The sequence below is a fragment of the Mesorhizobium sp. M7A.F.Ca.CA.001.08.2.1 genome, from assembly GCF_003998455.1.
In the GTDB taxonomy this organism is placed as follows: Bacteria; Pseudomonadota; Alphaproteobacteria; order Rhizobiales; family Rhizobiaceae; genus Mesorhizobium; species Mesorhizobium ciceri.
Genome location: NZ_RZPW01000084.1, coordinates 1 through 12850, shown reverse-complemented (window position 1 = coordinate 12850; position 12850 = coordinate 1). Strand labels below are relative to the sequence as shown.

General features: G+C 58.2%; 11 protein-coding genes and 1 pseudogene. All 12 read right to left on the bottom strand.

From position 1 onward, the window contains the following. Window positions 1–317: 317 nt before the first annotated feature. Complete coding sequence (locus EN914_RS07835; RefSeq protein ID WP_024505886.1) at window positions 318–1547, bottom strand: acetyl-CoA carboxylase biotin carboxylase subunit family protein; 1230 nt, start codon at window positions 1545–1547, stop codon at window positions 318–320. Window positions 1548–1655: 108 nt separating this feature from the next. Further along, on the bottom strand, window positions 1656–2663 hold the full coding sequence (locus EN914_RS07830; RefSeq protein ID WP_024505885.1) for a PLP-dependent cysteine synthase family protein: 1008 nt from the start codon (window positions 2661–2663) through the stop codon (window positions 1656–1658). After that, entirely contained in the window at window positions 2650–4020 is a 1371-nt protein-coding gene (locus EN914_RS07825; protein ID WP_024505884.1) for a hypothetical protein, read from the bottom strand. Before EN914_RS07825 ends, EN914_RS07830 begins: the two co-directional genes overlap by 14 nt. Before the next feature lie 10 nt (window positions 4021–4030). After that, window positions 4031–4522, bottom strand: a complete 492-nt coding sequence (locus EN914_RS07820) for a ParB N-terminal domain-containing protein (RefSeq protein ID WP_164752927.1) — start codon at window positions 4520–4522, stop codon at window positions 4031–4033. Window positions 4523–5224: 702 nt separating this feature from the next. Further along, a complete protein-coding gene (speB, locus tag EN914_RS07815) occupies window positions 5225–6331 on the bottom strand; it encodes an agmatinase (protein WP_024505882.1) in 1107 nt (368 codons plus the stop codon). An 88-nt stretch (window positions 6332–6419) separates the two neighbouring features. Further along, window positions 6420–6878, bottom strand: coding sequence for a cytochrome c (locus EN914_RS07810; protein WP_024505880.1), 459 nt, complete (start codon window positions 6876–6878; stop codon window positions 6420–6422). A gap of 6 nt (window positions 6879–6884) precedes the next feature. Further along, complete coding sequence (locus tag EN914_RS07805; RefSeq protein WP_081714483.1) at window positions 6885–7418, bottom strand: methylamine dehydrogenase light chain; 534 nt, start codon at window positions 7416–7418, stop codon at window positions 6885–6887. A gap of 25 nt (window positions 7419–7443) precedes the next feature. Then, a complete protein-coding gene (locus EN914_RS07800; RefSeq protein WP_024505879.1) occupies window positions 7444–8043 on the bottom strand; it encodes a redoxin domain-containing protein in 600 nt (199 codons plus the stop codon). After that, window positions 8040–8600 carry a MauE/DoxX family redox-associated membrane protein gene (locus EN914_RS07795; protein ID WP_024505878.1) on the bottom strand — a complete coding sequence of 187 codons (561 nt, stop codon included), beginning with the start codon at window positions 8598–8600 and terminating at the stop codon, window positions 8040–8042. Before EN914_RS07795 ends, EN914_RS07800 begins: the two co-directional genes overlap by 4 nt. A 5-nt stretch (window positions 8601–8605) precedes the next feature. Further along, the gene (locus EN914_RS07790) at window positions 8606–9976 is read right to left on the bottom strand and encodes an amine dehydrogenase large subunit (protein WP_024505877.1); all 1371 of its coding nucleotides are present in this window, start codon (window positions 9974–9976) and stop codon (window positions 8606–8608) included. A 270-nt stretch (window positions 9977–10246) separates the two neighbouring features. After that, a complete protein-coding gene (locus EN914_RS07785; protein WP_024505876.1) occupies window positions 10247–12049 on the bottom strand; it encodes an ABC transporter ATP-binding protein in 1803 nt (600 codons plus the stop codon). 668 nt (window positions 12050–12717) lie between these two features. After that, window positions 12718–12850 (bottom strand): annotated as a pseudogene (locus EN914_RS07780) (IS256 family transposase); the annotation flags it as partial.

Genomic DNA, 12850 nt, shown 5'->3' with positions numbered 1-12850 from the left:
GCTCGCTACAGCGCTATCGAAGGCGCGCTCGCGAGCGGCTTCGCTACCGCCGAGCTACACCACCTGTGGGGACGCGACCTGCTCAACTGGTTCAGGCAGCTTTTGCGGCTTCTCATCGCAGCCCTCCAAAGCCAGCCGAAGCGGCTCGAAGCCTGACCAATCTCATTGTTCACGGTCGACTCATTCAGCCGCCTTGACCAAGTCAAAGACTAACTGCTCGCTTTTTTAGAGGATCTTCAAAATGTATACGAGGCCTGGCGGAAGGTCCTCGCCAAACCATCGATCGAAATGAGCAGGTGGGTCCGCAGGCTTTATTTCTATTCGTCATGGGGCGGAAATGGTGTGATCGACCAATCGATCAAATCGACGGCACGCTGAAGTATCGCCTCGGTCTGAGAAACGCTTGGGGAAGCAGCTATAACATGTCCGATCCAGTCTCGGTCATCGCCTTTCCTGACGATCGGCGTCTTAGGTTCAACATACAGTTTGACTTCAGCAACACCTAGTACAGCAGCTGCTTGACTGCCGCCGTCGATCCACTCGAGGGTGCCATCGCGATCAGGAATTAGGGACCGGGCGGCCGCAGTGTGGGAATGCTTTCTCCGCAAATTCCATTCACTGCCGATGACAAGCTTGATGTGCTCGGTGACCAGATCGACACCATAGGCCAATTGAACCAATTGAGGATCGGGCGTGCCAGCAAGACGCGGATTGACTTCAATAACGACTGGGCCACGCTTCGTCCACCGGAGCTCAACATTCGTTGGCCCCCAGCCAAGACCTAGAGCTTGCAAACAACTCAGCGAAACGTCGGCGATACGCTTGTGCTCGTCATCAGTCAGTACAGCTGGAAAGGTGAACCCGCGATAGACGAAATGCGGTAGGGGGTCGAAGTCAGCGAGGGCAATCCCAATGACCTCCTTTCCCATCGTATGGGCGGTATATTGAGGACCCTGTGCAAATTCTTCGACCAGCATCCTCGGCAGAGACTGCCCTATGTGCTTTCCGCTCAACAGGTGGGCAGTGTGTTCGGCCAATTCATCGACATTGCGGCACAATCGGACACCGCTACTGCCTCTGCCTATGGTTGGCTTGAGAATCACCGGCAGGCCGATCTCCGCGGCAAAGCCTTCCACCTCAGCCGCATTCGCTGCTACGCGATAAGCAGGTATTGGAATGCCGGCGCCCGCGAGGACCTCCCGTTGTGTGGATTTGTCGCAGCATCGTTCGATGGATGCAGGGTTTGGTCCCGGCAGCTCGAAATGCCGGCAGAGCTTGCCGGCTATCGCGTAGAACGGCTCCCAGGGGCTCGTAATTCCAGCAATGTCATAAGTCGCACGCAGCCGGGAACATTCGCGGATCAGCGCATCCAGATTGTCTGTATCGACACGGATAGCCTCAGTCGCTTCCGTCGCGAGATACTCGTACTGAGTTGGGTCGGCCGACAGGGTAATCGGATGAAGGCCAAGAGGCTGGGCCGCCTGGACAAATAGCAGACCATTACCGGTTGAATCGCCTTCAATCAGGACGAGTGCTCTTTTTGACATCAGTAAATACCCCGACTGTGCGTACTATGTGGCGGTTTTCGAGGAAATCAGCTTCAAGCTTGTTCAGCCGTGCCGTGACCTCAAACTCTTCGTAGGCGTTCCATTGTCCTAAGGGGGCGGCTGCGGCACAGCGGGTGCACTCGCGAAAAGCTCGGCAAATTCCGCCTCAACGTCAACCAAGTGAATATCGTGAGTCGACAGCCAGTCCTGCTTGAAGATTGTGTCCAGGTACTTTGTGCCGCTGTCGCAGGCGAGGGTCACGATGCACGATCCAACCGGCGCTTCGCGGGCCACGCTGAGCGCCTCGTAGATCGCCCCGCCAGTCGAGCCGCCGACAAGCAATCCGTGCCGCCGCGCCAGGTAGTGGCAAATCGAGAAGGCATTGTCGTCGCTTACTTTCCGCCCCCAATCTATCGCGTCGTAATCGATCACCATGCCCACATTGGCCCCTTCGGGCGTACCAGTGCCCGATTGACGGTAGCACCCGCCCTGACCACCAAAAATGATACTACCGACAGGTTCCACGCCAATCACTTGGACCTCGGGTATATGCAGCCGCAGTTGACGCGCGGTCCCGCACAGCGACCCACCGGTACCGATGGCTGATACAAAATGCGTAATTCTCGGGCCGAGATCCTCAAGCAATTCGGCCGCTAGTCCCATATAGCCGGCGGCGTTGGCAGGGTTGTTGTGCTGCTCGGTCCAGTTAGCCCCCTCTTCCATGGCAATCCGCCTGGCCTCCTCGTCACGCTGGTCGGTGGCTAGGGCGCCATCGTCACTACCAACGACTCGGACGTTGCTACCGAATGCACGAACAGTAACGATCTTATCGACACTTGCATGGGAGTCCATGAGGGCAGTAAATTCGAGTCTGCGGACAGCAGAGATCATAGCCAACGCACTGGCCGTATTCCCCGAGGAAGATTCGACAATACTGGCAGCTTCATCTAGTGTGATAGGCAGGCTGTCGACCATGCTCAATGCCATCCTGTCCTTCATCGAGCCCGTAGGATTGAACATTTCTAACTTGATATACAGACCGACCTCACCGCGTCGCAAGGGAACGTGCAGCATGGGCGTGCGTCCAATCGTTTCAAGAATGCTATTGACGATCATTGCGGGGTAATCCCTGCTTGTTAAGGGTTTCGTCGGCTAAGATCTTCCACCCGCACCGACGCCGGACCGCGGCTATCTTTTTGGGCGACGGGATTTGATGGAACGAACTCTCATTCGAATCCATTTGATACCCGGCGGTATTGGCGAAGACGACAAGATCACCCCGGGCGATGCCACCCTTGATTGTCAGACCGCGTCGGCGGATGATATCCGATTCAAGACAGCTGCGCCCGACCAAAAAATAAGTTGCATCGTACCGCGGCACCTCGCGTTCCTCTCGCCACACGACCACCGGCGACGGCACGAAATCAGCGCCAAACCAGGTTTCGGAGAGTGAAAACGACATACCATCAAGCACTACCCCGAATCGACGGTCACCAAGGTCCTTGACATCAGTCACATGGAAGGCGCTGACCCCACACTGGTCTAGAAGCGAGCGACCAGGCTGCAGCAAAATCGGCAGCTGGTGCCCGTAGAGGAAGTCGCGGTCTCCCGGGTCGGCTAGAGCAGTCTGGATCACTGCAGCCGCGTGCTGGGCTCCAGTAAGCTCCGGAACGTAAGGATAGTTGCCGGGTTTTGCTACGTTGCCCCAGTGGACGCCCTGACCATATGCAACCGGATCGAACCTCTGAACGTAGCGCATGGGATATCCGCCGCCGATGTCGATTCCGCCGGGCGTTAGGCATTTGGCACAGACACGCCGTAGGAAGGCGATGCAGAAGCGCAATTGGTCTGCGCGCGTATGAACCTGGTAGTCGTTGAGATGAAATGACACGCCAACCCGATCTACCTTAGTGTTTTCAAGCAGCATCAGACATGCCATCAGCTGATCCTCGGTCATTCCAAAGCGCGAGCCGGGCTCAGTTATGGGACGAGCCCGAAGGAACAGACGGCTAATACCTCCCACGCCGTCCGCCAGTGCGAGAACGCGATTGAGTTCTTCGATGCAATCGATATGGATGGCCACTTTGTGGAGTATGCAAAGATTGAGTTCGTAATCCGACTTCGCGGGTCCCGTCATCGACATGCGCTCCGCTGGAACTAGGTTCATGAAGGCGGAAGCCATTTCGTGGGCAGAAGAAACGTCAGCGCCGGCGCCAACCAGTGCGAATGCGCGCAGGAGCGAAGCAGATTTACAGGCCTTCAACGCGAACTGGACCTGACAATCGCCATAGACGGTCCGCAACTCGTTCAGCCATTGCAGATAGTTTTCGGTGGCTTGGTCCGGATACACCACATGCAGCGGCGACCCGAAACCATCGACCCAAGCGGCCAGTTCGGATCGGCTATTGAGTAAATCGACCGTCCAATCGCTGAGTAGCGGCCGCGGTTCGTCAGAAAAGTATTTCTGGAACATTGACGGCTCCTCATCTCAGGTCGTCAAGGTCGATTGAGCAGCATGGCAGCGCTATCTGTAACTTGTGGTTTGTCGTCTTGAAGCCCATCAGGTCGCCGGATAGGGCCGCCTGGATGATACTCTCCACGTTAACGGGTCCGGGCTCGGACCAGTAGGTCACATGCAAGTTTGGATCATCATAGGAAAGCAGGATGCATGGAACAGACAAGAGACCGAGCTCCCCGGCACAGAAAAGGCGATGATGACCATCCATAATCACGGAATGGCGATGTTCGACAAAGATCGGCCGGGTCCACCGCCCTGTTTCGGCGATCATCTTTGCTAGCGTCCGAGCACGTTCAATGTTGATTTCCTCGGATGGTCGGAGCTGGCTGACGGGCAGCTTGACGATGGTGTAGCTCGAGATGAGTTGTGCGGACGGCAAGGCTTCCTCCTCAGTCTGTGGTGCATTTGCGGATGACCTCGCATGTGCCGTGCCAAAGGAGAAATCGTTTCTGAACAACGTGATCTCTTTAGGCCTGCATGGCACATATCGAACAAGTCTGTCTGAAAGTCGCCACAGTAATGTCGAGCGCGTTGAGCGGAGGGCGTCGGCATCGCCGATTCATGGACGGAAAGGACCCAGTGGAGTAGCCCTACTACGTGTGGAGGTGTTCACGTAAGTTGAAGAGCTGGCGGTGGTCGCGTGAGGGGAAGGGGCGCTAGTTACAGCATTCTTTGAGCACGGCGCACGGCGCCGAAGGTTACGTGATTGGTAGGTATTCACGTCGGCCAGCTCTTCCGATGCGCAAGGACCTGTGCAATCGAGCCAATGCCGGTTCTTGGCAAATGGTCATGCTGCTGCCTTGCGACCGCGATGTGACAGCGGCGGCATAGATCAGTTATGGCGAATGTGATCTCCGGGACATGGCGCGGATCGGCCCAAGCACCCAATGCTAGGTATCTTAGCGGTTTGCTCCACAACCGCCAAGCAGTAATTTCCCAGGTTAGCAGATTCGGTCCGCGCGCCACATTTACGTTCGGCAGGCACCTGTTCTGCTCGTGTACACAGCGGTGATCTTGAACTTGGCTTGGCACAACGGCCAGGAGAGAGGCCGTGCGCCGCTAGCGGTGGTATACTACGCGTACGATCGAGACAGGATCAAGCCAACATTCTCAAGGCCAATGCCTCAAGCGGGATAGCCATTCGCCCTCTTGTAACCGGTCACCCCTGCCGTTCCGTTGTAACGGTTGTGGTTGATCCGATGGCTCCCTGGCCCGGCTTGTGAGCCATGGACGGACTGAAAACCATCAGGCTCAGTATCTCGAAAAGCACCTGAGCGCCGGCCTGAGCAGTATTGGTCGTGGCATCAAATTGCGGAGCGACTTCGACGACATCGCCGCCGACAAGGTCGATGCCCTTGAGGCCGCGGAGGAACTCCAGCACTTCTCGGGTGGAGAGCCCACCCACTTCAGGCGTCCCCGTTCCGGGGGCAAAGGCGGGATCCAGGCTGTCAATGTCGAAAGAGAGATAAGTGGGGCCGTCGCCGACGATCTGCAGCGCCTTTTCGATGATCGCGGGAATGCCAACAGAGGGGATATCCTCGCCATGGATCACCGTCATGCCGGATTCGTAGGAAAATTCCCAAAAATATTCCGCCGCACCACGGATACCGATCTGGATAGTTCGCGTCGGATCGAGCACACCGTCGAGCACCGCATTGCGAAAAGGGCCACCGTGATGGAACCTGGTCTGGCCGAAAGAACCGCCAGTGTCGCAATGAGCGTCGATGTGAATAAGTCCGACGGGACGTTCTCTGCCAACCGCCTTGAGAATTGGATGGGTGATAGAATGGTCGCCACCGACCGTAAGTGGTATCACGTCGGCCGCGACGATGTTGTTGAGATAGGCCTCAATGTCGGCGTGGCACTGCTCGAGCCGATAGCGGCTGGAAAAGGGGACGTCGCCAATGTCTGCGACGCGTAGATCAAACACCGGCATGCAGTCGAGTATGTGATTGTAGGGGCCGATACGCTCGATGGCGCGTAACGCGCGCGGCCCGAAGCTAGCGCCCGCGCGGTTTGTGACGCCCAGATCCATCGGCACGCCGACGATCGCCACCTGGATGCCACCGAAGTCGGGATTGGAGTGGTCGATCGGGCGGTAGGGCGCGTCAAGAAAGGTAGGGATGCCGGCATAGGGTGCGCCGGAGCCAGGAACAGAGGAGATCTTGTTGGCCATACGACGGAACTTTGGATCGAACGGCTCACCGCTATCGCCTTCTCCATATTTGTTGCGAAGAGCTCTAAGACGTTCGTCGTCCCATGCCATTTGCCTACTATCTCCCTGTGGGCGCGGCCTCTTTTCCAGAGTCTTGGGTCGGATCTGGGCGAGCTCCCCGTTTGGTGCCGATTTGAACTCACTGCGCCGAATAAGACCCGATATCGATGCCTTGAGCTGCGAGGTCATCCGCGATGCGGCCGCGTAGGCGAGTGAGATCGTCCACGGGAATGTTCTTAAGACGCCTGATTTCATCGCCAGTCAGCGGCGGGCCAATGTCACTGATTGAGCGATCGCTCCAATGATCGAGCGCCCAGTTCAGTAGCTGGGCGATCTGACTATCCGACAGGCCGGAGTTCTCGATGCCCGGCACATTGGCGAGAAACATTCGCCCCTCGGGATGCAGGAGCAATTTGTTGATGCCCGCGAGCCCGGGCACACGGCCGGTCTTCGAGCCACTACCGTCGATGCCATGACAGCCAGAGCAACGCAGCAGGTAGAGGGTCTGCGGGGAATCGCTGCCGGGAAACGCGTGCCCCGTGAAGCTCAGCAGTCCCGCGCTTACCATGCCGGTCAGGAGGGTTAGCGGGATACCCATGCGTGGTCAGCCGCCCGCCGACACGCCGATCACGGCAGCGACAGTACAATGATAAATGCCTCGGTCATTGGCCATACACCAGTTTATATCGTTATGGACGCCCATGCGGTATCCTGGTCGCTCGCCGACGTTGTAGTTACAAGGACAGCGCCCGCAGGACGTCACTCCGCAGCAGTCGTTGTAACTGATGAGATAGGCCTTGCCGTCGTGGGCGTTTTGGCAGGTTCCCACCCAAGTGACGGCGGAGGCTTCCGACCCCGGCGGGCAGGATGAGACCGTCCCGCCGCAGCAGGTGCATAGGAAACCGTCAAGGGCGCAATAGCGCCAGTATTCGCACGCCGTATCGTCGTCCGCGCCCTGCGCATGCGCGCGTCCGCCGCTTCGATTGAAGGGCAGCATGGGCAGCGTTGTTCCGCCAACCAAGGCTCCACCTAGGATCGACAGAAAGTTGCGTCGTCCAAATCTCTGAGCGGAGCGCCGGATTCCGGCCTCCGAAAAGTCGTCGAAAGCGGTAATGAGCCTGGAAAACTTCTTCAACATGTGTGCCCCCAAAGAATCTCGACGTTCATTTTACGGCCGCCCTGTCCAGATAATGCTGGATTGACGGCGAACCGATTTCCTTCGCGATGAAAAGGCTCTCGAGCTGTTCGCGATTGTTTACCAAGCCCTTCGCGCGGACTACACGGGATCCATCGATCAGCACTGCGAAGGGGAGCCGACTGATACGAAACATCAAACCAAGGTCACGAGATAGAATATAAGGAAAGTCTCCAAGGCCGCGCTCGCGAACGAAACGCTCGTGGACGGTGCGTTCGCCGTCGCTGGCGAGCACCACGTCAAGCCAGCCCGCTTCCGCCGTCCGGGCCGATTTAAGGATGGGCAAAAGTCGCTTGCAGACGGGGCAGTCCGGCGAAACGAAAAAGAAGAGCTGGCTTCGGTCCCCGGCGACACCGACGGCGATCAAGCGGCCGTCGAGCGTCGTCAGGTCCATCTTGGGAACTGAATCGCCGATGCGGGGGCCTGAATCAGTGATGAGCGCCCCCATCGGTGCGACCCGCTCAAACAGGACTCCCACCTGCCGGGCGAGCGCCAGAACGACGATCAACAAGGCGGTCACAAGGAGCCCTAAAATGAAGACTGTGACAGCCAGCGCCTGATGTGTCATGTTCGCCCCTTATATCCGCGGCGGTAGGCGCCGACTGACCGTACATGTGAGAAGGTCTGCAGCAGCCTCTCGCAAACGAGCAAAAGCAGCCAAGCCGCCCCGAGGACCGTTGGCATCAGCATTACATCAGATACATCGAACGGCCGGACCACCACCGGCGCGGCGGCGACTCCAGCAAAGCCGGCAAGCAGGACGTTGCGGCCAACAAGTATCCAGGAGATGCTCTGACCTGGGCCGCCGCAGCCGCAATCAATGCTTGTGCGCCCACGGGCCAGATTGATCGCCATCGCTGCGCCATATGCCAATAAAAGCAACGCCGCCGCCAGCGTTCCGACGCCTCTAAAGCCCGGCGTGAGCAGCGATGCCAGCGTGAGACTTTCGGCGCAGGTCAGCGCGGCAGTGACAGGACCGGCCAATCGCTCCGGCGCGATACGATAATCGATGACCGTTTGCCGCAACTTCCCGTAATCTGTAATTTTGTGAAGAATGGCGCGCGCGAACACCAAAACGAGGAGTCCGATTGAGGTGCCGACGGCCAGGGGATCGAGTTCGTGCATGGCGCTCAATCTGCCTCGACCTGGACGACGGTCTCACCCACCTTCTCGACATTTGTCTCCGTCAGCGCAAACTCCGCTGCAGGATCAGCGATGTAGCGGGTCACCGTAGTTTCGATTGGGTTGATGGCAAACAGGGTTGGTGTTTCGGCGGTGGAGACAGTCAAGGAAGTCGCTGCTGTGGTAGGTGAACGCGATAGCAATGCCTTTTTCCGCACGTCGAAGGCCCAAATTTCCTCCGCCGGGTTCTTGTGGCTGCCCTCCGCACCGCCGGAATGCATCAGCACAAAAAGCACGCCGGAACCGGAATGATAGGCGATCGGCTGGGCCCCCCCTGGGCGCCAGCTGCCTTCCACTCCTTCGTTGAGCGGGAACCTCTCGAGCAGCTCCACGGTCTCGCCTTCCGACTTGACCCTGTACACCGTGCCACCGTAGGAGATGAACAGCCAACTCTGGCCGTCCCGCTCGGCGTGGCTGAACAATGCATCCTCGTCGGCGTCGAAGAGCTTTGTGCTCGACTTGCGCTCGGCACTCTTGCCGTCCTGCGACAGCGTGTAAGTGCCGAAGGTGCCGTCACCACAAATCGTGGAAAAGCGTAACGGATTTCCCGCTGCCGGATAGGTGCCGTAGCAGCCGTCGTTCGAAATCTCGGCAGTGGCCGCCTTGGCATTCATGTCTACGACAGTGATGGAAGTTGCCGGCGTGGCATTCTGGATGAAGACGAAGCGATCATCGGCGGAACCCTGCATGAGCGGCCGATAGCTCCCAGCTTGCGCACGAGTCTTCGGAATCTCGATTTCTTCCTTGAGCGCAAGGCTCGAGGCATCATAGATCTGGAGGAGATCAAAGCGCTCGCCACGCGTCAGTTTCGAGTAATACGTGGTGGCGACGTAAATTTCGCTTTCGTGGTGGGGAAGGTAAATCATCCCGTCTAAGCCAGTGCTGACAATCCCCAGAAATTTAAGATCGTCGGTTCTGAGAATATACAGGCGACCATCAACATTGTGGCTGGCAGCCATATCGGCCAGATAGACTTTCTTGGTGCCGGTGGGGATCGATTCGACCGTAACCTCCTCCTGCTCAAGTTGTTGTGGGTGGGCTGCCAAGGCAGTGGTAGCGATTGCGGCGACAATAGTAAAAAGACCAGCCGCCGCAGTGAAATCTGGTCGACGGCTTTCCACTGCCGGAAAGCCTTCAATGGTCCGTCTCAATGTTCTTCGCAATGCCGTATCTCCCCGTTCGATCTTCACACGATCCGCGTCCAAGGCGTCGTCCATCACATGCAGCGTGGAAGCTGCGGCGGGAGCCTGCCCTGAAAGCCACCCGCAAGGCAGGACTTGCCCGCATATCGGTGTTCCCATCGCGATGACCCACGACATGAAGGTCGGTCGCCTGGCTTCTGCCGCCTCGCAACGAGGGAGTTTCAAAAACCGTGCCTATTGCGGGAAAAAAGGTTTCAGAAGAAATCCCATGCATACATTCAATGACTTAACGGGAGTGCAGCAGGAGCTAGACCGAACAGCCCTCGGTGTCGCGGACTCGACAAACTCGACAGTTGGTGTCGGTTGCCCGCCGTTCCCAAGCGGCGGATACGACTCTGCCGAGAGAAAATGGAAGCCGCCCTCATTGAACAGCGCTCCGCTTTCGCTTCAGACAAGCCCCTTCATCAGCTCCAGCGCCTGTCGCTCGAACATACGGCGGTAAAGGCCGTTGTCTAGGCGGATCAGGGCAGCATGGTTGCCTTCCTCGATGATGCGGCCGCGATCGAAGACGAGCAGTCTCTCGAGCACACGTACCGTCGAGAGCCGGTGGGCAATGACCAGCGTCGTTCTGCCGACCATTAGCCGTTCCATTGCCTTCTGGATCAGCACCTCCGATTCCGAATCGAGATTTGAGGTCGCCTCATCCAGGATCAGGATCGGTGCATTCGCGAGGAAGGCGCGTGCGATCGCCACCCGTTGGCGTTCCCCGCCGGAAAGTTTCATGCCGCGTTCGCCCACCAGCGTCCCATAGCCCTTCGGCAGGCGTGTGATGAACTCATGCGCGCTGGCGAACTGTGCCGCTTCCTCGATCTCGGCCTTGCTCGCACCGGGCCGGCTGTAGGCGATGTTCTCGGCAAGCGACCTGTTAAACAGGACCGGCTCCTGCTGCACGATCGCGATCTGCGAACGAAGCGACGCCTGGGTCACTTTGGAAATGTCCTGGCCGTCTATGAGGATCCGGCCGCCGTTCAGGTCGTACAGCCTCTGGATGAGCTTCACAAACGTGGTCTTGCCGGATCCGGAGGGACCCACCAATCCAACCCGCTCACCGGCCTTAATTGATGCCGAGAAACCGCTATAGAGCCACGATATATTGTTGCTATATTGGAAATAAACGTTCTCGAAGTCGATACGTCCCTTCGTGATCCCGATCGGCTTGGTTCCCAGACGGTCGGCAACGCCGAGCGGCTGTCTGTGGACATCGACCAACTCCTCCATGTCGTTGACCGAGCGCTGGACGTTGCGGACATGCATGCCGACATCGCGCAGATAGCCCTGCAGCACCAACCAGGAGGTGACTACGAAAGCGACATCGCCCGGGGTTGCCCGGCCGTGCGACCACAGAAGCAGGGCATAGCCGATCACCGCCGCCTCCAGCACGAGCAATGTGACGCCTTGGGTCGCGCTGTTGATCGTCTCGCGTATCCAGGCCCGACGCGTCCGATGCCGCCACTTCGTGATGACCTTCGCAAGGTACTCGTCTTCCCGCACCTCGGCGCCGAAGCCTTTGACCACCGCGTTGCAGTTGATCGCGTCCGCGAACTCACCCCCGAGTCGGGTATCCCAGCTGTTAGCGAGGCTCGCCGCCGGCGCGACATAGCAGAGCGACAGCGCGATCGTCAGTGCGAGATAGACGAGCAAACCGCAGGCGAGGATCAGGCCCATGCTCAGCCAGTACCAGCCAAGCAGCACGGTCGAACCGACGAGCGTGATGAGCGAAGGGAACAGCGCGACCAGGATTGTGTCGTTCAAGAGATCAAGCGCCCACATGCCGCGAGTGATCTTGCGCACCGTTGAGCCGGCGAAGCTGTTCGCATGCCAGTCGGTCGAAAGGCGCTGAACGTGGCGGAACGCCTCGCTCGAGATATCGGACATCATCGTCAAAGTCAGACTGATGCTGCCGATGAAGGCGACTTGACGCATGATGGCGGCGCCGAGCGCGAGCGCAATCAGCATGGAGAAACCTGCAAGGGCAGCATTCCATGCTATCACTTCGACGGCAGCACCGTAGGTCACAGCATCGACGAGACGGCCCAAATAGAGCGGCGTCAAGGTGTCAGCCACCGTTGCTGCAAGCACAGCCGCCATGATGCCTGCGAGCCGGACCGCCTGTCGGACCCAATAGCGAGTGATGAAAGCGAACACGTCGCGAAAAGCGCGGCCGCGCAGACCGACATTGAAACCACTCATAAGTCTAATACGAGCGCTTCGAAACGCTCGGTCCCAACAAAGCTGAATTGAAACTCCCATCCGAGGACGAAAACGGCCTCTCAAAATGCGATTTGGCACGGACCTGACATGCTGCCTCCCTTCGTTACGTCGACGACGTGTCACCCACGACATGGATTTCGGTCGGCAGTTCGTGCCGGCTTGCAATAAGGGAGAATCAAAAGTCGTGCCAACTGCGTGAAAAGAGTCTTCGAAGAATCGTCAGAATCGTTCTACATATTATTCAGAGGCTTAAATGAGAGTGCAGCAGTAAGCCCCGGAAGCGAGACCGACCATCACCGTGGCGCGGACTCGACAACCCAACAGAAGGTATCGATTGCCCAGCATCGTGCATGAATAGCGGACAAGATCCCTCCGCGGGGAGGAGGACCAGCAGCAGCACGATCGCGGGAAGACTCCGAAAAGCTCTCTCAGATCGACTAGTCAATCGACGGTGCCGCTCTCAAGAGCATGGTATGACGAATCCGATTGCGGCTGACCTGATGCGGTGGACGGCCTCCGCTCCCGGCATCGCAATGTGCCAAAGTGTGGCTGTCGAAAGTCACATAAGGGAGAGCCGTGATCGTGTCCCAGGGAGTGGTGTAGCTGACGGCTTGGTCGCCGCGCTCTCCGGCATGAGGCCGGGCTGATCAGCATGCGACGGCTGGCAGGCTGATGAGAGGATCATCGCTCATTTGGCTGATGGTTTCCAGCGTCATGTATCTGGCGCGTTGCACGGCCCATTCGTCGTTCTGTTCGATCAGGATCGCGCCAACCAGGCGG

What these genes read in the sequence shown, in the direction of transcription:
- EN914_RS07835 (WP_024505886.1), bottom strand. Translation starts at nt 1,547, where the DNA reads ATGTCAAAAAGAGCACTCGTCCTGATTGAAGGCGATTCAACCGGTAAT.
- EN914_RS07830 (WP_024505885.1), bottom strand. Translation starts at nt 2,663, where the DNA reads ATGATCGTCAATAGCATTCTTGAAACGATTGGACGCACGCCCATGCTG.
- EN914_RS07825 (WP_024505884.1), bottom strand. Translation starts at nt 4,020, where the DNA reads ATGTTCCAGAAATACTTTTCTGACGAACCGCGGCCGCTACTCAGCGAT.
- speB (WP_024505882.1), bottom strand. Translation starts at nt 6,331, where the DNA reads ATGGCATGGGACGACGAACGTCTTAGAGCTCTTCGCAACAAATATGGA.
- EN914_RS07810 (WP_024505880.1), bottom strand. Translation starts at nt 6,878, where the DNA reads ATGGGTATCCCGCTAACCCTCCTGACCGGCATGGTAAGCGCGGGACTG.
- EN914_RS07805 (WP_081714483.1), bottom strand. Translation starts at nt 7,418, where the DNA reads ATGTTGAAGAAGTTTTCCAGGCTCATTACCGCTTTCGACGACTTTTCG.
- EN914_RS07800 (WP_024505879.1), bottom strand. Translation starts at nt 8,043, where the DNA reads ATGACACATCAGGCGCTGGCTGTCACAGTCTTCATTTTAGGGCTCCTT.
- EN914_RS07795 (WP_024505878.1), bottom strand. Translation starts at nt 8,600, where the DNA reads ATGCACGAACTCGATCCCCTGGCCGTCGGCACCTCAATCGGACTCCTC.
- EN914_RS07790 (WP_024505877.1), bottom strand. Translation starts at nt 9,976, where the DNA reads ATGTCGTGGGTCATCGCGATGGGAACACCGATATGCGGGCAAGTCCTG.
- EN914_RS07785 (WP_024505876.1), bottom strand. Translation starts at nt 12,049, where the DNA reads ATGAGTGGTTTCAATGTCGGTCTGCGCGGCCGCGCTTTTCGCGACGTG.